Raw genomic sequence first — 17643 nt, forward strand, 5'->3', positions numbered from 1 at the left:
CGTCGCCCGAGGCGATCAGGTGCGGCAGGAACGCCTTGGTGCCGGTGATGACGCCGTTGACGTTGATGCCCATGATCCAGTCGAACTCCTCGAGGGTCATGTCCTCGAAGTCTCCGGTCATGGTGACGCCGGCGTTGTTGACGATGACGTTGACCCGGCCGAAGTGGCGCGCGACCTCGTCGGCGTACGCCAGGAAGGCGGCGCGGTCGGCGACGTCGAGCTTCGCGCTGTGTACGTCGACGGCGCCGGCGTCCTTGGCCAGCGCGACCGTCTCGGCGAGGCCGGCCTCGTTGACGTCGGAGATGGCGACGAGCGCACCCTGGCCGGCCGCGTGGACGGCGAGCGCCCGCCCGATGCCGGAGCCGGCACCGGTGATGACGACGACCTTGTCCTTGAGGGACTTCATGCGGATTGCTCCTGAGCGTGGGGGAGAGGTGGGAGTGATGATGCCGGGATCAGCGCCCGCCGGGAAGGACGAACTTCTTCCCCAGTGCGAAGACGTCCTGGTAGCGCGAGCCGGCGAACTTGGTCAGGTTGTGCAGCGCGTGGGCGTCGAGGCCGACGAGCAGGCGGGCCTGGTCCTTGCGGACGGCGCCCCAGATGATCTTCGCTGCCTTCGCCGGGTCCATGCGGCCCAGCTTCTCGAACGCCGCGTTGAGGGCGTCGGCGTTCTCGTGCGCGGTGGTGCGGCCGTTGCGGACGATGCCGGTCTTGATGCCGCCGGGGTGCACGCAGGTCACGCCGACCGGGTGCTTCGCGATCAGCATCTCCTCGCGCAGCGCCTCGGTGAAGCCGCGGACGGCGTACTTCGAGGCGTTGTACGCCGACTGGCCCGGCACCGAGAAGAGGCCGAAGATCGAGCTGATGTTGACCACGTGGCCGTCGCCCGAGGCGATCAGGTGCGGCAGGAACGCCTTGGTGCCGGTGATGACGCCGTTGACGTTGATGCCCATGATCCAGTCGAACTCCTCGAGGGTCATGTCCTCGAAGTCTCCGGTCATGGTGACGCCGGCGTTGTTGACGATGACGTTGACCCGGCCGAAGTGGCGCGCGACCTCGTCGGCGTACGCCAGGAAGGCGGCGCGGTCGGCGACGTCGAGCTTCGCGCTGTGTACGTCGACGGCGCCGGCGTCCTTGGCCAGCGCGACCGTCTCGGCGAGGCCGGCCTCGTTGACGTCGGAGATGGCGACGAGCGCACCCTGGCCGGCCGCGTGGACGGCGAGCGCCCGCCCGATGCCGGAGCCGGCACCGGTGATGACGACGACCTTGTCCTTGAGGTTCTTCATGTGCGTGACGCCTTTCAGGCGGGGGTGGCGACGTACTGGTCGACGTCGAAGCGGGACAGGTGGTTGCGGAAGCTGAAGGTCTGGCCAGGCCAGAGGGTGGTGTTGTTGCCGAACTCGTCGACGTACCAGCTGGCGCAGCCGCCGGTGAGCCACACGGTGGGCTGCATCTTGCGCTGGACCTCGTCGTTCCAGGCGTCCTGCGCCTCGATGGTCGGCTCGACCGCGGCCAGGCCCTCGCGGCGCAGCGTGCGGGCCGCGTCGACGATGTAGCGGACCTGCGACTCGATGATGAAGATGATCGAGCTGTGGCCGAGCGCGGTGTTGGGGCCGACGATCTGGAAGAGGTTCGGGAAGCCGTGGATCGTCGTGCCCTTGTAGGCGCGCATGCCCTTCTCGCTCCAGACCTCGGCCAGCGTGCGGCCGCCCTTGCCGGTGATGTGGCCGGCGATCGGCTGGTCGGTGACGTGGAAGCCGGTGGCGATGACCAGGACGTCGATCTCGCGCTCGACACCGTCCTTGTCGACGATCGAGTTCGGGCGGATCTCGGCGATGCCGGAGGTGACCAGGTCGACGTTGTCGGACGCGATCGCCGGGTACCACTTGTTGGAGACCAGGATCCGCTTGCAGCCGGCGCGGTAGTCGGGCGTCACGGCGGCCCGGAGTTCCGGGTCCTTGATCGCCTTGGCGATGTTCTGCTTGCCCTGCAGCTCGACGAGCTTGAGCAGCGCGGGGAACTTCGCGAACGCCGGCACGCGACCCTCGAGGGTTGCGTAGACGCCGGCGCGGACCGCGCGCTGGGCGCCCGGGACGTGGCGGAAGAGCGCCTTCTCCAGGCCCGAGAACTGGCGCTCGTTGCGGGGGATGATCCAGTTCGGCGTGCGCTGGTAGACGTCGACGCGGCCGGCGACCTTTTGCAGCTCGGGGACGAGCTGGATCGCCGAGGCGCCGGTGCCGATGACCGCGATCCGCTTGCCCTCGAGCGAGACGTCGTGGTTCCAGCGGGCGGAGTGGAAGGTGTCGCCGGCGAAGGAGTCGATGCCCTTGATGTCGGGGAGCGACGGCTCGGAGAGGCCGCCGGAGCCGGAGATCAGCGTCTTCGCGGCGTACGTCTGCTGCGTGCTGCCATCGACCGACGCGGTCGTCACGATCCAGCGCTGCCGGTCCTCGTCCCAGGCGCTGTTGAGGACAGCGGTCTCGAGGACGACGCGGTCGAGGACGCCGGCGTCCGTCGCGACCTTCTTCGTGTACTCCCAGATCTCCTGCTGCGGGGAGTAGACCTTCGACCACTCGGGGTTGAGCGCGAACGAGTAGCTGTAGAGCTGGCTCGGGACGTCGCACTCGGCACCCGGGTAGGTGTTGATGTGCCAGGTGCCGCCGACGTCGCTGTCCTTCTCGACGACCACGAAGTCGGTCTCGCCGGCCTCGTCGAGCTTGATGGCAGCGCAGAGGCCGGCGAAGCCGGCGCCGACGATGAGGTGGTCGACCTCGGTGATCTGGGATGTCATGCGTCGAGAGTAGGGAGTCTGTTGAACGAGCGTCAATAGCGTTGTTGACTCGGGTTCAGTAAGATGCGCCACATGGCCACCCGGACCCGGCTCACGCCCGAGCAACGCCGCGAGCAGTTGCTCGCCTTCGGCGTCGCATGGATCGCGGACAAGCCCTTCGGCGAGCTCTCGCTCGACCTGCTCGCGGAGCACACCGGCGTCTCGCGCGGCCTGCTCTATCACTACTTCGGCGGCAAGCAGGAGTACCAGTACGCCGTCCTCCAGCGCCTCTCCGACGACCTCTTCGAGGCGACCGCGCCGGTCGACCACCCGGACATGGTCCACCGCATGCGGGTCTCGCTGGAGAACTTCGTGGCCTGGGTGCGCAACCACCGCACGGCGTACGACGAGTTCGTGGCTGTCGCTCGTGGCGGCGGCAGCCCGGAGGTCGCCGAGATCTACGCGCGTGGCCGCAACGCCCTGACCGACCGCATCTTCGAGTCGGCCACGACCGAGGAGCTCGCGGTCTACGGCATCGCCGACTCCGCCGCCACGCGCCTCTTCGCACGCGGCTGGGCCACGATGGTGGAGGACGTGGTGACGGCGTGGCTGGACGAGCCCGGGGACCTCACCGAGGACCAGATGATCGATGCGTTCACCCTGTCGCTCGGCGGGATCCTCGGGCTCGTCGCCTCCTGAGCCGATACCGATCAGTACGGCCCCTCGGGAGGCCGGTCAGGGGCGCTACTGATCGGTATCGCGGCGGGGCCGGAAGATCCACCACCGCATCGCCACGAACCGCAGGCCGGTCGCGACGAGGTTCGCCACGGTCAGCACGGTGATCTCGACGCCGTGGGGCGCGCGCGGGGCGGCGGCGTCCAGCACCACGAGCGATCCGCTGGTCAGCAGCAGGCCGATGCCGAAGACCAGCAACCCCTGCCCGTGGTGCGCGGCCAGTGACTCCTTCCCGCGTACGCCGAAGGTCAGGTGCCGGTTGGCTGCCGTGTTCGCGACAGCCGTGAGCGCGAGTGCCAGCGCGTTGGCGGCCTGGGCCGGCACCAGCTGCCGGAGCAGCAGGAAGAGCAGCGCGTAGGCGAGGGTCGAAGCGAGTCCGACCAGGGCGAAGAGGCCGAGCTGGTTGCCGAGCCGTCCGCTCCGGCCGCGGACGTCGAGCTGCCGCCGGACGTCGGTGAGCGGGAGCCGACCGGTGAGCAGGCTCCAGCCCAGGCGGCCCATGCCCCGGAGGTCGTCGACTGCGGTCTGGACGATGTCGACACGCGAGTCGGGGTCGTCGACCCAGTCGACGGGCACCTCGTGGATCCGCAGGCCGGTCCGCTCGGCCAGCACGAGCAGCTCGGTGTCGAAGAACCAGGCGTCGTCCTCGACCAGCGGCAGCAGGGCGTCGGCGACGTCCCGGCGTACCGCCTTGAAACCGCACTGGGCATCGCTGAACCGCGCCCGCAGCGCGCCGCGGAGCAGCACGTTGTAGGTGCGGGACACGAACTCGCGCTTGGCGCCGCGGGTGACCCGCGAGCTCCGGTGGAGACGCGAGCCGATCGCGAGGTCCGAGTGGCCGCTGAGCAGGGGAGCCACGAGCGGGACCAGGGCGTTGAGGTCGGTCGACAGGTCAACGTCCATGTAGGCGACGACGTCCGCATCGGAGTCGGACCACGCCCGCTTGAGCGCACGGCCCCGCCCCTTCTCGGGGAGCGTGAGCACGGAGACACCGGAGTGCTGGCGGGCCAGCTGGCGAGCGACGAGTGGGGTCGCGTCCGTGCTGGCGTTGTCGGCGATGGTGATCCGCCAGGCCCAGGGGAAGTCCCGCAGTGCGGTGGTCAGCCGTGCGACGGCCCCGGGGAGGGCGACCTCCTCGTTGTAGACCGGGATCACCCACTCTACGACCGGCTCGGCGGCTGGCGACTCGAGGGCGCTCATGAGGTGGCCAGGGTGAGGTCGTAGAGCGTCACGCCGTCGACCGTGGTGGCCGTGAAGGTGCTGCTCACCCAGGTGGCGATCTGGCTGGAGGCGTTGGAGCCACCGCTCTGGCTGCCGCCGCCCATACCCATGCCGCCGCCGATGAACCAGTGGATCTTGCCGTCGGCCACCAGCTGCTTGAACTCGGCGAGCGTCGGGCTCGGGTCGGAGCCGTTGAAGCCGCCGATCGGCATGACCGGCTTCTCCGTCGCGAGCTGGTAGCCGCTCGCGGAGTTGGACCCGACGGCTGCAGCGACCCAGGTGTAGTGGTCGGCGTCCTGCAGCAGCAGCTTGGTCAGCGCGGCGCTCGGGGTCGAGCCGTTGAGCAGCCCGCCTGCTCCGCCGCCCATCCGGGAGCTCTCGCCGGCGCCGGGAAACTGCATGCCCTGCGGTGCGGTGCCCTGCGTCGTACCGGTGGTGCCGGGCTGGGCCTGTTGGCCCTGCTGGCCGGCGGTCATGCCGGGAGGGGTGCCCATCTGGCCGCGCATGCCGCCGCCGGGACCGCCTATGCCGCCGGCGCCGTTCGGACCCGCAGTCGGGATCGAGCCGGTGTGCGGGGTGGCCGCCGTCGAGAGGGAGTACGCCGCCGGGCCGGCGAGGACGGCCGCGATCGCGATCGCCGCGATGGCCGGGGCCCAACGACCGGCGAGGCGCACGGCGCCGAGGGCGGTGGCTGCGCCGAGACCGACGACCAGCACGACCCAGCGCAGCCACGGCTGCCAGTCGGTGCGGCCGAGCAGCTCGAACGCCCACACGCTGGAGAGCGCCGTGGCGGCGGCGAGCAATGCGCTGGCGACGAGGTGGTCGCGACGGGCCCACAGCACGTGCGCACCGATGGCGACGCTGGCGGCGATCGCCGGGGCGAGGGCCACCGCGTAGTAGGCGTGGAAGATGCCGGCCATGAAGCTGAACGTCAGCCAGGTGACGACCAGCCAGCCAGCCCAGACGGTCGCCGCCGCCGACGTACGCCGGGGGAGCGGAGCGATCTTCAGGGCGCGTGCGACGCGGGGGATCGCGAGGGCAAGGGTGGCCGCTGCGAGGAGCAGCGCGGCGGGGAGAAGCCAGGAGCCCTGGGCGCCGTTCTCGCTGTCGAAGAGGCGGAACAGGCCGGTCGAGCCCCACATGGAGCTGCCCCCGCCCATGCCACCGCCGCCGACGGAGCCGGTCTCGTTGCCGCTGAGCCGACCGAGGCCGTTGTAGCCGAACGTGAGCTCGAGGATCGAGTTGCCCTGCGAACCGCCGATGTACGGCCGCATGCTCGCCGGGACCAGCTCCACGATCGCGATCCACCAGCCGGCGGCGGCGATCATCGCGCCGAACGCGGCGAGCAGGTGGAGGATCCGCTTCCCGACGGTGACCGTCGCGGACGCGAAGAGCAGGTAGGTCAGCGCCAGGGTCGGCAGGACGAGGAACGCCTGCAGCATCTTGGTCAGGTACGCCAGGCCGACGAGACCGCCGCCGAGCACCAGCCAGCGGACCGCGCGCGGCGACTCGGTCGCCCGCAGCGTCGCGTGGACCGCGCCGATCAGCAGCAGCACGAGGAGCGCGTCGGGGTTGTCGAAGCGGAACATCAGGACCGCGACCGGGGTCAGTGCGAGGACGGCGCCGGCGAGCAGGCCGGTCACGTGGCTGCCGGTGGCCCGCTTCACGGTCGCATGGAGGAGGGCCACGGCGGCGACGCCCTCGATCGCCTGGGGTACGAGCAGTGACCAGGAGCTGAGGCCGAAGACCCGGATGCTCAACGCCATCGGCCACAGCGAGAGCGGCGTCTTGTCGACGGTGATCGAGTTCGCCGCGTCGGACGAGCCGTAGAAGAACGCCTTCCACGACTCCGAGCCGGCCTGCGCGGCTGCGGCGTAGAACGAGTTGGCCCAGCCGGACTCGCCCAGGCCCCAGAGGTAGAGCAGGGCGGTGGCAGCCAGGAGGCCGAGGAGCGTCGCGCGCTCCGTCGTACGCCGGCGGGCGGGGGTGGCCGCGTGTGTCGCGGTGGTCGTCGGTGCGGAGAGGACGGCGGTCATCTCAGGCCTCCTTCTCGTCGGTGCGCGGAAGGGTGGCGCTCTGCTGGCCGAGGCCGGCGCCGGGCGCGATCTGGCCGGGGTTTCCGGCGGGCACCTGGCCCATCTGGCCGGGGAGTTGGCCACCCATCTGGCCGCCCATCTGGCCCGGCATCTGTCCGGTGCCGGGGAACTGGCCGCGGCCGCCGAAGCCGCCACGGCCGGTGCTGCTGTCATCGGCGGCTGCTGCGAGGGCCACGCCGCCGGCGCTGCCGAGGATCACGGAGGCGAGAGTGGTCGCCGCAACCGCGCGCCAGCCGAAGAGTCGGTCACGCCAGCCGACGGCGAGCTTGTCGGGGAGGGGGTTCAGGGGGTCGCTCATGCAACGACCGTCGCGGGTCACCTCAGGCAGGAGCCCTGACCGGACTGTGCGCCACCTGTGAGTGGTGCGCGGCCGCCGACCCGCCGCCCGCGCATCCGTGGCAGGACTGCCACGGATGCACCTCGTGCCGCGCGGACCGGGTGCATCGGCGGCAGCACTGCCACCGATGCACGCCCTTCCGTGGGGTGACGCCGCGGGCGGCGAAAACCCGCTGGCGGCGTACGGGAGAATGGGCGCGCTGTGACTCTCTCCATCACGTATCCGGACCTGCCGGTCAGTGCCCGCCGCGACGACATCGCGGCGGCGATCCGCGACCACCAGGTCGTCGTCATCGCCGGCGAGACGGGCTCGGGCAAGACCACCCAGCTGCCGAAGATCTGCCTCGAGCTGGGCCGCGGGCTCGGCGGTCGCGAGGGCAAGCTGATCGGCCACACGCAGCCGCGCCGGATCGCCGCGCGGTCGGTCGCGGAGCGCATCGCCGACGAGCTCGGCACGGAGCTCGGCGACGTCGTCGGCTACCAGGTCCGCTTCACGGACCGCACGTCGGCAACGAGCCGCGTGAAGCTGATGACCGACGGCATCCTGCTCGCGGAGATGCAGCGCGACCGCAAGCTCGAGAAGTACGACACGATCATCATCGACGAGGCACACGAGCGGTCGCTCAACATCGACTTCCTGCTCGGCTACCTCAAGCGGCTGCTCCCGCAGCGGCCCGACCTCAAGGTGATCGTCACCTCCGCCACGATCGACGTGGAGCGTTTCTCGCAGCACTTCGCCGATCCGCGCACCGGGAAGCCGGCGCCGGTCATCGAGGTCTCCGGCCGCACGTTCCCGGTCGAGGTGCGCTACCGGCCGCTGATGCAGGACGATCTCGATGCCGAGGGCGAGCCCGTCGTCCGGGACCAGACCGAGGCGATCGTCGCCGCGGTCAAGGAGCTGTCGGCCGAGGGGCCGGGCGACATCCTCTGCTTCCTGCCGGGCGAGCGGGAGATCCGCGACACCGCGGATGCGCTCTCTGCGGCACTCGGCATCCGCAAGGACGACAAGCGCGGTCTGGTCGAGATCGTCCCGCTCTTCTCGCGCCTGTCTGCGGCCGACCAGCACAGGGTCTTCGCTCCGCACACCGGCCGCCGCATCGTCCTGTCGACCAACGTCGCCGAGACCTCGCTGACCGTCCCCGGCATCAAGTACGTCGTCGACGCCGGCGTCGCGCGCATCTCCCGCTACTCGGCGCGGACCAAGGTCCAGCGGCTGCCGATCGAGCCGATCTCGCAGGCTTCGGCGAATCAGCGGTCCGGCCGCTGTGGCCGTGTCTCCGAGGGCATCGCGATCCGGCTCTACTCGGAGGAGGACTTCCTCGGGCGGCCGGAGTTCACCGATCCGGAGATCCTGCGCACCAACCTCGCCAGCGTCATCCTGCAGATGGCATCGCTGCGGCTCGGCGACATCGCCCGGTTCCCGTTCGTCGAGAAGCCCGACTCCCGCAACGTCCAGGCCGGCGTCCAGCTGCTCGAGGAGCTGGGCGCGTTGTCGGCGGCGGGCTCGGTCTCGGCCGACGGACGCTCACAGGGGCCGCGGCTGACCCGGCTCGGCCAGCGCCTCGCGCGCCTCCCGCTCGACCCGCGACTCGGCCGGATGATCCTCGAGGCCGAGCGACTCGGCTGTGTGCGCGAGGTGCTGGTCATCGCCGCGGCGCTGTCCCTGCAGGACCCGCGCGAGCGGCCCGGCGACGACCGGCCCGCCGAGCAGGCGCGCGCCGTGCAGCTGCACGCGCGCTTCAAGGTCGAGGGGTCGGACTTCCTGGCCTGGCTCCAGCTGTGGAAGCACATCAAGGACTCCCAGCGCGAGATGGGCTCGAGCGCCTTCCGGCGGATGTGCCGCGACGAGTTCCTCAACTACCTCCGCGTGCGCGAGTGGCAGGACTTCGAGTCGCAGCTGCGCCAGGTGGCCAAGGAGATGAAGGTCGAGCTCGGGCAGCCCGCCGATCTGCCCGACGCCGACGGCATCCACCAGGCGCTGCTCTCGGGCCTGCTCTCGCACATCGGTGCGCTGGAGGAGCGCGACAAGCGCGATACCGGGCCCGCCGCGAAGGGGAAGCGGCCCGGACCGCGGGAGTACCTCGGGGCGCGCGGCACCCGCTTCGCGATCTTCCCGGGCTCCTCGCTCAAGGGCTCGAGCCCGCAGTTCCTGATGGCCGGCGAGCTCGTCGAGACCGGCCGTCTCTGGGCCCGGCAGAACGCCGCGATCAAGCCCGAGTGGGCCGAGCGGCTCGGCGCCAACCTGGTCAAGCGCATCTACTCCGAGCCGCACTGGTCACGGAAGCGGGCGGCCGTCACGGCGTACGAGAAGGTCACGCTGTACGGCGTCCCGCTGGTCGCCGACCGCCCGGTCAACTACGGGAAGATCGACCCCGAGCTGAGCCGCGAGCTCTTCATCCGCCACGCGCTCGTGTACGGCGAGTGGCACAGCCGGCACCGTTTCCTCGCGGACAACAAGCGTCTGCTCGAGGAGGCGGAGGAGCTCGAGCACCGCGCCCGCCGCCGCGACATCGTGGTCGACGAGCACACGCTCTTCGACTTCTACGACGCCCGCGTGGGCAAGGAGTGCGTCAGCGGCGCGCACTTCGACACGTGGTGGAAGCAGGCGCGGCAGCGCGAGCCGAAGCTGCTCACCTTCGACCCGACGATGCTCACCCACGACACGGCCGGCGAGGTCGCCGCCAGTGACTTCCCGAGCGAGTGGCAGGGGAGCGAGGGCGGGCTGACGTTCAGCATCGGCTACCACTTCGAGCCGGGCGCCAAGGACGACGGCCTCACCATCGACGTGCCGCTGGCGACGCTCAACCGGGTCGAGGCAGACGAGTTCTCCTGGCTCGTGCCGGGCCTGCGCGAGGAGCTCGTCACCTCGCTGATCCGCAGCCTGCCCAAGCAGCTCCGGGTCAGCCTCGTGCCGGCACCGAACCACACCCGCGCCTTCCTCGACGCGGTGCCGCCCGGTGAGGAGTCACTCCTCGACGCCCTCGAGCGCCACGTCCGCGCCACCGTCGGCGTCGTGGTGCCCCGCGACGCATGGGACTGGTCCAAGGTGCCGGACCACCTGAAGCCGACCTACCGGGTCGTCGACGAGCAGGGTGGCGAGCACGGCCGCGGCAAGGACCTCGAGGCGCTCAAGGCGCCGCTCCGCCCGAAGTTCGCCGCCGCCATGGCGGAGGTCGCCGAGCAGTCCGGCATCAGCGTCACCGGCCAGACCGGCTGGACCTTCGACATCATCGAGAAGTCCTTCACCCAGACCCGGGCAGGCCACGAGGTGCGTGGCTTCCCCGCGCTCGTCGACGAAGGCAGCACCGTCGGGCTGCAGGTCTTCGGCTCCGAGGACGAGCAGCTGGCCCGTCACCGCCTCGGCGTACGACGACTGCTGCAGCTCGAGCTCCCGGACCCGACGAAGAGGATCGTCGACGGCTTCGGCAACCTCGAGAAGCTCGCGCTGGCCGGATCGCCTTATCCGACCGTGGCCGAGCTGCTCGAGGACTGCCGGGCGGCGGTGCTGCAGCAGCACGTCGACGCCCGCCCTCCGGCCCGCACGCCGGAGGAGTACGCCACGCTCAAGGCCGCCGCGGGCGGTGATCTGGAAGCCCGCATCCGCGCCGTGCTCGACGACGTGATGCGGGTGCTGGAAGCAACGCGCACGGTGGACCGCCTCCTCTCGGGTCGGGCTGACATGGCCACCCTGCCGGCGCTCACCGACATGAAGGCCCAGCTCGCGCGACTTGTGCACAGGGGCTTCGTCGCGGAGAAGGGCACCGCGTGGCTGCGGCGGATGCCGGTGCAGCTGATGGCGCTCCAGCAGCGCCGCGAGAAGCTCGACTCCCAGGTCAACCGCGACCGGCAGCTGATGGACACGATCGGCGATCTGCAGGAGGCGTTCCTGCACCGCCTCGCCGCGCTGCCCGAGGGGCGGCCCGCCGGCGAGCAGCTCCGCCACGTCGGCTGGATGCTCGAGGAGTACCGGGTCTCGCTGTGGGCGCAGCAGTACGGCACGGCGTTCCCGGTCAGCGACGCCCGGATCCGCAAGGCGCTCGGCTAGCCTCCGGCTACCGACCGGGGGAGATGCCGATGCCGTTCCACTCGTTCCACCTCGCCGAGCTGCCCGCAGGCGTCGCGGCGCGCGCGTGGCTGCGGCCGCCGACACCTGAGCGGGTGCCCGGGCTGCGGCACGCCGAATGGCTCGCCGGCATGCGCCTCGGTGCTCCTGTCGTGTCGCTCGACCGCCTGCAGGTACGCCGGGTCGCGGTCTTCGCGGAGTGGGAGGACGAAGCGGCACTGGAGGCGTTCCTCGCCGACGACCCGATCGGGCGCGCGCTCGCGACGGGATGGCACGTGCGCCTGGAGTTCCTGCGGCGCTGGGGCCACGTCGCGGCGTACGACGGACTGCCGGACCGCGCGGGGGAGTGGGACGCCGAGGAACCGGTCGTCGCGGTCACGCTGGCGCGGATGCGACTGGGCGAGGTCCCGCGGTTCCTCAGCTGGGGCAAGCCGGTCGAGCGCCAGGTGCGCGACGACCCGGCGACCACGCTGTCGCTGGCGGCGTTCCGGCCGCCGCGGACGATCGCGACCTTCAGCATCTGGCGCACCGTGCGGGTTATGGAGGCGATGGTGCTCGGCCGCGCCGGCGACCGTCGCCACGTCGACGCGATGCGCGAGCGCGCCCGGCGCGACTTCCACCACGAGTTCGCGACGTACCGCTTCCGGCCGCTCTCCGAGCACGGCTCGTGGCAGGGCCGGACGGCGATCGTGCCTAGGCTGGGCGTGTGAGCCGCCAGCACCACCGTCCGATGTTTCCCGGCGACCGGTTCTTCGAGGCGATCGAACGGGGAGTGGATCCCGCGGCAGTGACGGAAGCAGCCGAGGTCGCGGCCGCCGTCCTCGTGCGCGGAGCCAGGGCTGCCGGGGACGAGGTCACCGCCCAGCGCGTGCTCACCCTCGCCGACACCGAGGGCATGGAGACGCTCGCGGAGCTCTGGTCGCACGCGCCGGCCCACACCCTGGCCGGCTGTCTGTGGCGGCTCTACCTGCTCCGCGGCTGGGTCCACACCGCACCGCTCTCCGCCGCCGAGGAGTACGACGCGGGGCATCGCGTCGCCGAGGTCGCCCGGGTGGTGGCCGGTGTCGAGGAGCCGCCGGGCCCCGACGAGGTGCGGCTGATGGTCGACGACGTCCTGCGGGGCATCGTCCGCACCGACTTCGCCGACGTGCTGCTGCGCGCTGCGGCGTTCGCCCGGGTGGTGGCGGTGGGGCGCGCCGCGCTGGGGCGGGGCAACGACACCGCGATCCTCACGCTGAGCGAGCAGCTGGAGGCTGCGGCGCACGCCGAGCTGGACCACGGACTGGGCTGAGCGGGCGCGAGCCCCGTCTCGGCTGCGCACGCGCCTCGTCCCGGCGAGGAATGTGTGCGCCGGACCGGGAGCGCCTCACGGCGCGTGGCCGCTCGCAGCGGCTGATTTTGGGACCCGGGGCTGCCACGGCCCGGCGCACCTCAGAAGTGTAGGTCAGCATCGGGCACCCGCGCCCGTCCTAAGGTCGTGACGTGCAGCCCACTTATGCCCCTGAAGCAGACGGCCAGCCCGATCCCGGCGAGGTGGTCTGGGCCTGGGTCCCCTACGAGGAGGACGCGACGCGCGGCAAGGACCGGCCGGTCATCCTGCTGGCCCGCGAGGGCGACACGTGGATCGCGCTGCCGATGACGTCGAAGGACCACGACCGCGATGCCGCCCAGGAGGCCTCGGCCGGTCGTCACTGGATGGACGTCGGCACCGGCCCGTGGGACCACCGCGGCCGTCCGAGCGAGGTCCGGCTCGACCGGCTGCTACGCATCCCGCCCGAGGCAGTACGCCGCGAGGGCGCTGCGCTCGCGCCGGAGGTGTTCGCCGCGGTGGTCGCGGCGGCCGCGCCGTACCTCACACCCGACGCACCTGTCTGACAACCGATCGCCCGCTAGGGTGGGGCGCGCTGGATTCGAAGACCGACGAGGAGGCCTGCGGCCGTGAGGCGTTCCGTTCTGGTGGCTGCGACGGCGATCGTCGCGACTGTCGTTGCCGGCTGTTCTTCCGATGCCTCGCCGGGCCCCACGCCGTCGCCGACGACGGCCAGTGGCACCCCGACCGGTGGCCCGACGAAGATCTCGTTCCTCGCCTACGGCGCTCCTGAAGAGGTCACCGCCTACCGCGCGATGGTGCACAGCTACAACGTGGCCAACCCGGAGGTGAAGGTCAGCCTCGTCGAGGTGGCCAGCGCCGACGCGGCGGTGCGCCAGCTGCGCGAGGGCCATGTCCCCGACGTCTTCCTGATGTCGCGCCGCGACCTGAGCGAGGTCGTCGACGCCGGGCTGAACCAGCACATCGACGAGCTCCTCGACTCGCGCGGCGTCGACTTCACTGACGACTACAAGCGCGACAGCATCCGTGCCTTCTCGCACGACGAGCACCTCGAGTGCATGCCGTACGGCATCTCGCCGATGGTCATGTACTACAACACGAACCTCCTCGACTTCTCCGAGATGCGCGAGGCGAAGCTGCCGACGCCCTCGAGCCACGCGACGTGGACCTGGGAGCAGTTCGCCGCTGCCGCGACGTTCGGCAGCCGCTACGGCGCGAAGGGCGTCTACATCGACCCGACGCTGCTCGGCGTGGCGCCGTTCGTCTACTCCGGCGGCGGCTCGCTCTTCGACGACGACCGGGAGCCGTCGCGTCTCGACCTCGAGTCGGGCAGCAGCCTCGATGCACTCACCAAGTCGATGGAGCTGCTCCGTCAGGGTGCAGTGACCCCGACCCCGCGCCAGCTGCGGTCGTCGAGCGCCCTGCAGATGTTCAAGGACGGCAAGCTCGCGATGATCGCCGGCTTCCGCACGCTGACTCCTGAGCTCCGCAAGGCCCCCGGGCTCAGTTTCGACGTCATGCCGATGCCCGCCCTGCCCGACGACCGGACGGTCGGCGACGCGAGTGGCCTGTGCATCTCCGCCAAGGCGGTCAACACCAGCGCGGCCGCCGACTTCGTCGTCCACGCGATCGGCAAGGACGCCGTCAGCCAGGTGGCTGCCGCGGGCTACATGGTGCCGACCAACACCGCTGTCTCCGAGTCCGACGCCTTCCTCCAGAAGGACCGGATGCCGGCACACGCCTACGTCTTCAACCGCTCCGTCAAGGACATCGTGACGCTGCCGCTGATCGACGCCTGGCCGGCCCTGGAGAAGGCAGTCCACAGCGACATCTACCAGCTCTTCTACAACCGCGTGATCGACATCGAGGCGCTGACGAAGAAGATCGACGAGGAGTCAAAGGCGATCCTGTCGCCACCCTCCCCGTCCGCGACGCCCACGCCGACGGCCTCTCCGACCAGCTGACCCGACGAGCCATGCTCCGGCAGGGCGTCGGTGGTCTGCTGTGTTGATGAGGTCACCAGTGACCTCATCAACACAGCACGCGCGGACCGGCCAACCCGGCGCTGACCGGGTCAGGCAGTCGGCTCGGGCGGCGCGACGTCGCCGGCGATGATCGCGTCGCGCAGGACTGGGCCGGTCAGCTCGATCTGCCACGGCCGGGCGCCGTACGCCGACAGCTGCTCGCCGACGGCAGCCAGCAGCTCCTCGGGCTGACGCGTGCGCGGCGGCGTCCACAGCACGCGGCGCAGGAAGTCGGGGGTGAGCAGCTGCTCGACCGGCATGTGCACCTGCTCGCCGAGACCCGCGATCGCGTCGCGCGCGATCGTCAGGCGGCGGGCAGCGACCGGGTCCTTCTCGGCCCAGGCACGGGGGACCGGCGGGCCGTCGCCACGCAACGTGCGCGGCGGGAGCTCGGCCTCGGGGAGCGCGGCAGCCTCGCGGATTGCGGCGATCCACCGGGTGGAGTAGCGCTCCGCGCCACGTCCGTGGAAGCCCTTGAGCGCCAGCAGGGCTGCGCGGTCCTGCGGCATCGCGATGGCCGCCTCGACGATCGCGGAGTCGGGGATGATCTTGCCCGGGGTCACGTCGCGCTCGGCGGCGATCTCGTTGCGGGCTTCCCACAGCAGCTTGACCGCGGCCAGCCCGTGCCGGCTGCGCACCCGGTGCATCTGCGACGTACGCCGCCAGGGGTCGACGCGGACCGTGGGCTTGAAGCCGAGGAGGTGCTCGAACTCCTGGTGCGCCCAGTCGCTCTTGCCGGCATCGTCGAGGGCGGTGGCCATCAGTGCACGCAGCTCGACGAGGACCTCGACGTCGAGTGCGGCGTACTCGAGCCAGGACTCGGGGAGCGGACGCCGCGACCAGTCGGCGGCCGAGTGCTCCTTGCGCATCCGCTGGCCGAGGAGCTCCTCGACGAGGGTCGCCAGGCCGACGCGCGGGTAGCCGAGGAGTCGGCCGGCCAGTTCGGTGTCGAACAGCGATGCCGGGTGCAGGCCGAGCTCGGCGAGGCAGGCGAGGTCCTGCGTGGCTGCGTGGAGGATCCACTCGGTGCCCTCGAGCGCGGCGACGAGCGGCGCCATGTCGAGGCCGATCGGGTCGACCAGCGCGGTGCCGGCGCCCTCGCGGCGCAGCTGCACGAGGTAGGCGCGGGCGGAGTAGCGGTAGCCCGACGCGCGCTCCGCGTCGATCGCGACCGGTCCGGTGCCGACCGCGAGCTGGGCGGCGTACGCCGCGAGCGCCTCGTCCGTGTCGATGACCGGGGTGAGGCCGTCGCGGAGGGTCAACAGGGGAGCGGGTGCGGCGACGGTCTCGTCGTCGGGCGCCTGGGATGAAGCGGGAGATTCAGTCACGCTCAGCGCTGTCCTCGTCGGCTCGGCATCGCGGTGACGCCCTCGGGGACCGGCTCCAGGCCGGCCGCGGTGCAGAGCAGCTCGGCCCACGCCTCGACGTGGGACGCGATGTCGAGCGAGTCCGGCGTCCAGGAGGCGCGGATCTCGAGCTGCGCGGAGCCCTCGTCCTCGGCCATGCCGCCGAAGTTCTCGGTCGCGACCCGGGTGACGGTGCCCGACGCCGCGTGGAACGACGCACCGTGCGCGTCGAGCGCCTCGGTCAGCCAGGCCCACCCGACCTCCGCCAGCAGCGGGTCGGTGATCATCGACGGGTCGATCTCGGCGCGTGCGTAGGCGACGCAGCGGTAGGTGCCGTCCCAGGCGTCGTTGCCGGCCGGGTCGTGGAGCAGGATGATCCGGCCGGTGCCCAGGTCCTCGTCATCGACCGTCACGTCGGCGCTCAGGGCAGCGGCGTACGGTGCGATCCGCTGGGGTGCCGGCATGTCCTCGCAGAAGACCTCGCTGCGCAGCTTCGCGGACCGCATGCTCGCCACGGCGAGGCGGAACTCCTCGGGCTGAAGCGGCGCGCCCTGAGTCGGGGGCGTCTCCTGACGGACGACCATGTCTGCCAGCGTAGGACTGGTCACACCTCGGCGATGCCCTGCCACGCCGCGTGACCTGCGAGGATTGCCCTGTGACTCCGACGACTTCCGCCACGTCCGCCAACCCGGCGTACGACTCTGCTTTCCTTCGTGCCGCCCGCGGTGAGTCCGTCCCGCACACGCCGGTCTGGTTCATGCGGCAGGCCGGCCGCTCGCTGCCGGAGTACCTCAAGGTGCGCGAGGGCGTCGGCATGCTCGAGTCCTGCATGGACGCGGACCTGATCACCGAGATCACCCTCCAGCCCGTACGCCGCTACGGCGTCGACGCGGCGATCTTCTTCTCCGACATCGTGCTGCCGCTCAAGGCCGTCGGCGTCGACCTCGACATCAAGCCCGGCGTCGGTCCCGTCGTCGCGTCGCCGGTGCGCACGCTCGCCGACGTCGAGGCGATCCCGGACCTGACCCCGGAGGACCTGCCGTTCATCACGCAGGCCGTGCAGAACCTCGTCGCCGAGCTCGGCGCCACGCCGCTGATCGGCTTTGCCGGCGCGCCGTTCACCGTCGCCAGCTACCTCGTCGAGGGCGGTCCGTCGCGGGAGTACGCGAAGACCAAGGCGATGATGTTCGGCGCCCCCGACGTGTGGGACGCGCTGATGCGCAAGATCGCGCAGATCTCGGCCGGCTTCCTCGAGGTCCAGGTCTCCGCCGGCGCCTCGGCCATCCAGCTCTTCGACTCGTGGGCCGGTGCGGTCAACCGTGCCGACTACACGGCGTTCGTCCAGCCGTACTCGGCGCAGGTGCTCGCGCAGATCGGCACCACCGGCGTCCCGAAGATCCACTTCGGCGTCAACTCCGGCGAGCTGCTCGACCTGATGGGGTCGGCTGGCGCGGATGTCGTGGGTGTCGACTGGCGAGTGGCCTTCGAGGACGGCATCAAGCGGATCGGTCCCGACCGCGCCGTGCAGGGCAACCTCGACAACACGCTCGTCTTCGCGCCCGACGAGGTCATGTTCCAGCGTGCGGCCGAGGTCATCGAGGCCGGCAAGGCTGCGAAGGGCCACATCTTCAACCTCGGCCACGGCGTCATCCCGTCGACGAACCCCGACCAGCTCAGGAAGCTGACCGACTTCGTCCACGAGTACCCGCGCGGCTGACCCTC

Annotated in this window: 15 protein-coding genes; 7 read left to right on the top strand and 8 right to left on the bottom strand. The window is 71.2% G+C overall.

All coding sequences use genetic code 11. From position 1 onward, the window contains the following. The 3 genes from EPD65_RS07515 to EPD65_RS07525 form a co-directional block, all read right to left on the bottom strand. On the bottom strand, positions 1 to 406 hold a 406-nt coding region (locus EPD65_RS07515; protein WP_131582764.1), incomplete at its 3' end, for an SDR family NAD(P)-dependent oxidoreductase. Positions 407 to 455: 49 nt separating this feature from the next. Then, entirely contained in the window at positions 456 to 1286 is an 831-nt protein-coding gene (locus EPD65_RS07520; protein WP_131582766.1) for an SDR family NAD(P)-dependent oxidoreductase, read from the bottom strand. A gap of 14 nt (positions 1287 to 1300) precedes the next feature. Then, entirely contained in the window at positions 1301 to 2791 is a 1491-nt protein-coding gene (locus EPD65_RS07525) for a flavin-containing monooxygenase (RefSeq protein ID WP_131582778.1), read from the bottom strand. Positions 2792 to 2863: 72 nt separating this feature from the next. Between EPD65_RS07525 and EPD65_RS07530 the strand changes: the two genes are divergently transcribed. Further along, on the top strand, positions 2864 to 3469 hold the full coding sequence (locus EPD65_RS07530; RefSeq protein WP_165872927.1) for a TetR/AcrR family transcriptional regulator: 606 nt from the start codon (positions 2864 to 2866) through the stop codon (positions 3467 to 3469). 45 nt (positions 3470 to 3514) lie between these two features. Here EPD65_RS07530 and EPD65_RS07535 read toward each other — a convergent pair whose 3' ends face one another. Genes EPD65_RS07535 through EPD65_RS07545 form a run of 3 tightly spaced genes read right to left on the bottom strand, consistent with a single transcriptional unit; the run spans position 3515 to position 7120 of the window. Beyond that, positions 3515 to 4705 (bottom strand): bifunctional glycosyltransferase family 2/GtrA family protein, encoded by a 1191-nt coding sequence (locus tag EPD65_RS07535; protein ID WP_131582782.1) that lies wholly within the window; start codon positions 4703 to 4705, stop codon positions 3515 to 3517. Then, on the bottom strand, positions 4702 to 6762 hold the full coding sequence (locus EPD65_RS07540; protein ID WP_131582784.1) for a glycosyltransferase family 39 protein: 2061 nt from the start codon (positions 6760 to 6762) through the stop codon (positions 4702 to 4704). The genes EPD65_RS07535 and EPD65_RS07540 overlap by 4 nt, the downstream gene beginning before the upstream one ends. Before the next feature lies 1 nt (position 6763). Next, positions 6764 to 7120 (bottom strand): hypothetical protein, encoded by a 357-nt coding sequence (locus EPD65_RS07545; RefSeq protein ID WP_131582786.1) that lies wholly within the window; start codon positions 7118 to 7120, stop codon positions 6764 to 6766. Between the two features lie 240 nt (positions 7121 to 7360). On the opposite strand from EPD65_RS07545, the gene hrpA reads away from it, so the two are divergent. The 5 genes from hrpA (at position 7361) to EPD65_RS07570 (ending at position 14515) form a co-directional block, all read left to right on the top strand. Beyond that, positions 7361 to 11203: an ATP-dependent RNA helicase HrpA gene (gene hrpA, locus EPD65_RS07550; RefSeq protein WP_131582788.1), complete on the top strand. Its 3843-nt coding sequence runs from the start codon at positions 7361 to 7363 to the stop codon at positions 11201 to 11203. 29 nt (positions 11204 to 11232) lie between these two features. Then, on the top strand, positions 11233 to 11931 hold the full coding sequence (locus EPD65_RS07555; protein WP_131582790.1) for a hypothetical protein: 699 nt from the start codon (positions 11233 to 11235) through the stop codon (positions 11929 to 11931). After that, positions 11928 to 12512 (top strand): hypothetical protein, encoded by a 585-nt coding sequence (locus EPD65_RS07560; RefSeq protein ID WP_243640498.1) that lies wholly within the window; start codon positions 11928 to 11930, stop codon positions 12510 to 12512. The genes EPD65_RS07555 and EPD65_RS07560 overlap by 4 nt, the downstream gene beginning before the upstream one ends. Positions 12513 to 12703: 191 nt before the next feature. Continuing rightward, positions 12704 to 13096 (top strand): type II toxin-antitoxin system PemK/MazF family toxin, encoded by a 393-nt coding sequence (locus EPD65_RS07565; protein WP_131582792.1) that lies wholly within the window; start codon positions 12704 to 12706, stop codon positions 13094 to 13096. Positions 13097 to 13159: 63 nt separating this feature from the next. Beyond that, positions 13160 to 14515 (top strand): ABC transporter substrate-binding protein, encoded by a 1356-nt coding sequence (locus EPD65_RS07570; protein ID WP_131582794.1) that lies wholly within the window; start codon positions 13160 to 13162, stop codon positions 14513 to 14515. A gap of 110 nt (positions 14516 to 14625) precedes the next feature. On the opposite strand, the gene EPD65_RS07575 is transcribed toward EPD65_RS07570, so the two are convergent. Then, positions 14626 to 15903 (bottom strand): HRDC domain-containing protein, encoded by a 1278-nt coding sequence (locus tag EPD65_RS07575; protein WP_131582796.1) that lies wholly within the window; start codon positions 15901 to 15903, stop codon positions 14626 to 14628. A 2-nt stretch (positions 15904 to 15905) separates the two neighbouring features. Beyond that, a complete protein-coding gene (locus EPD65_RS07580) occupies positions 15906 to 16505 on the bottom strand; it encodes a DUF3000 domain-containing protein (RefSeq protein ID WP_131582797.1) in 600 nt (199 codons plus the stop codon). A gap of 71 nt (positions 16506 to 16576) precedes the next feature. Here EPD65_RS07580 and hemE point away from each other — a divergent pair, with 71 nt between their 5' ends. Then, the gene (gene hemE, locus EPD65_RS07585) at positions 16577 to 17638 is read left to right on the top strand and encodes a uroporphyrinogen decarboxylase (RefSeq protein ID WP_207891458.1); all 1062 of its coding nucleotides are present in this window, start codon (positions 16577 to 16579) and stop codon (positions 17636 to 17638) included. Positions 17639 to 17643: the final 5 nt, after the last annotated feature.

It is taken from the genome of Nocardioides jejuensis (assembly GCF_004337475.1).
In the GTDB taxonomy this organism is placed as follows: Bacteria; Actinomycetota; Actinomycetes; order Propionibacteriales; family Nocardioidaceae; genus Nocardioides; species Nocardioides jejuensis.

Coding starts and splice junctions, on each gene's coding strand:
- EPD65_RS07520 (WP_131582766.1), bottom strand. CDS start 1,286: ATGAAGAACCTCAAGGACAAGGTCGTCGTCATCACCGGTGCCGGCTCC.
- EPD65_RS07525 (WP_131582778.1), bottom strand. CDS start 2,791: ATGACATCCCAGATCACCGAGGTCGACCACCTCATCGTCGGCGCCGGC.
- EPD65_RS07530 (WP_165872927.1), top strand. CDS start 2,864: ATGGCCACCCGGACCCGGCTCACGCCCGAGCAACGCCGCGAGCAGTTG.
- EPD65_RS07535 (WP_131582782.1), bottom strand. CDS start 4,705: ATGAGCGCCCTCGAGTCGCCAGCCGCCGAGCCGGTCGTAGAGTGGGTG.
- EPD65_RS07540 (WP_131582784.1), bottom strand. CDS start 6,762: ATGACCGCCGTCCTCTCCGCACCGACGACCACCGCGACACACGCGGCC.
- EPD65_RS07545 (WP_131582786.1), bottom strand. CDS start 7,120: ATGAGCGACCCCCTGAACCCCCTCCCCGACAAGCTCGCCGTCGGCTGG.
- EPD65_RS07555 (WP_131582790.1), top strand. CDS start 11,233: ATGCCGTTCCACTCGTTCCACCTCGCCGAGCTGCCCGCAGGCGTCGCG.
- EPD65_RS07580 (WP_131582797.1), bottom strand. CDS start 16,505: ATGGTCGTCCGTCAGGAGACGCCCCCGACTCAGGGCGCGCCGCTTCAG.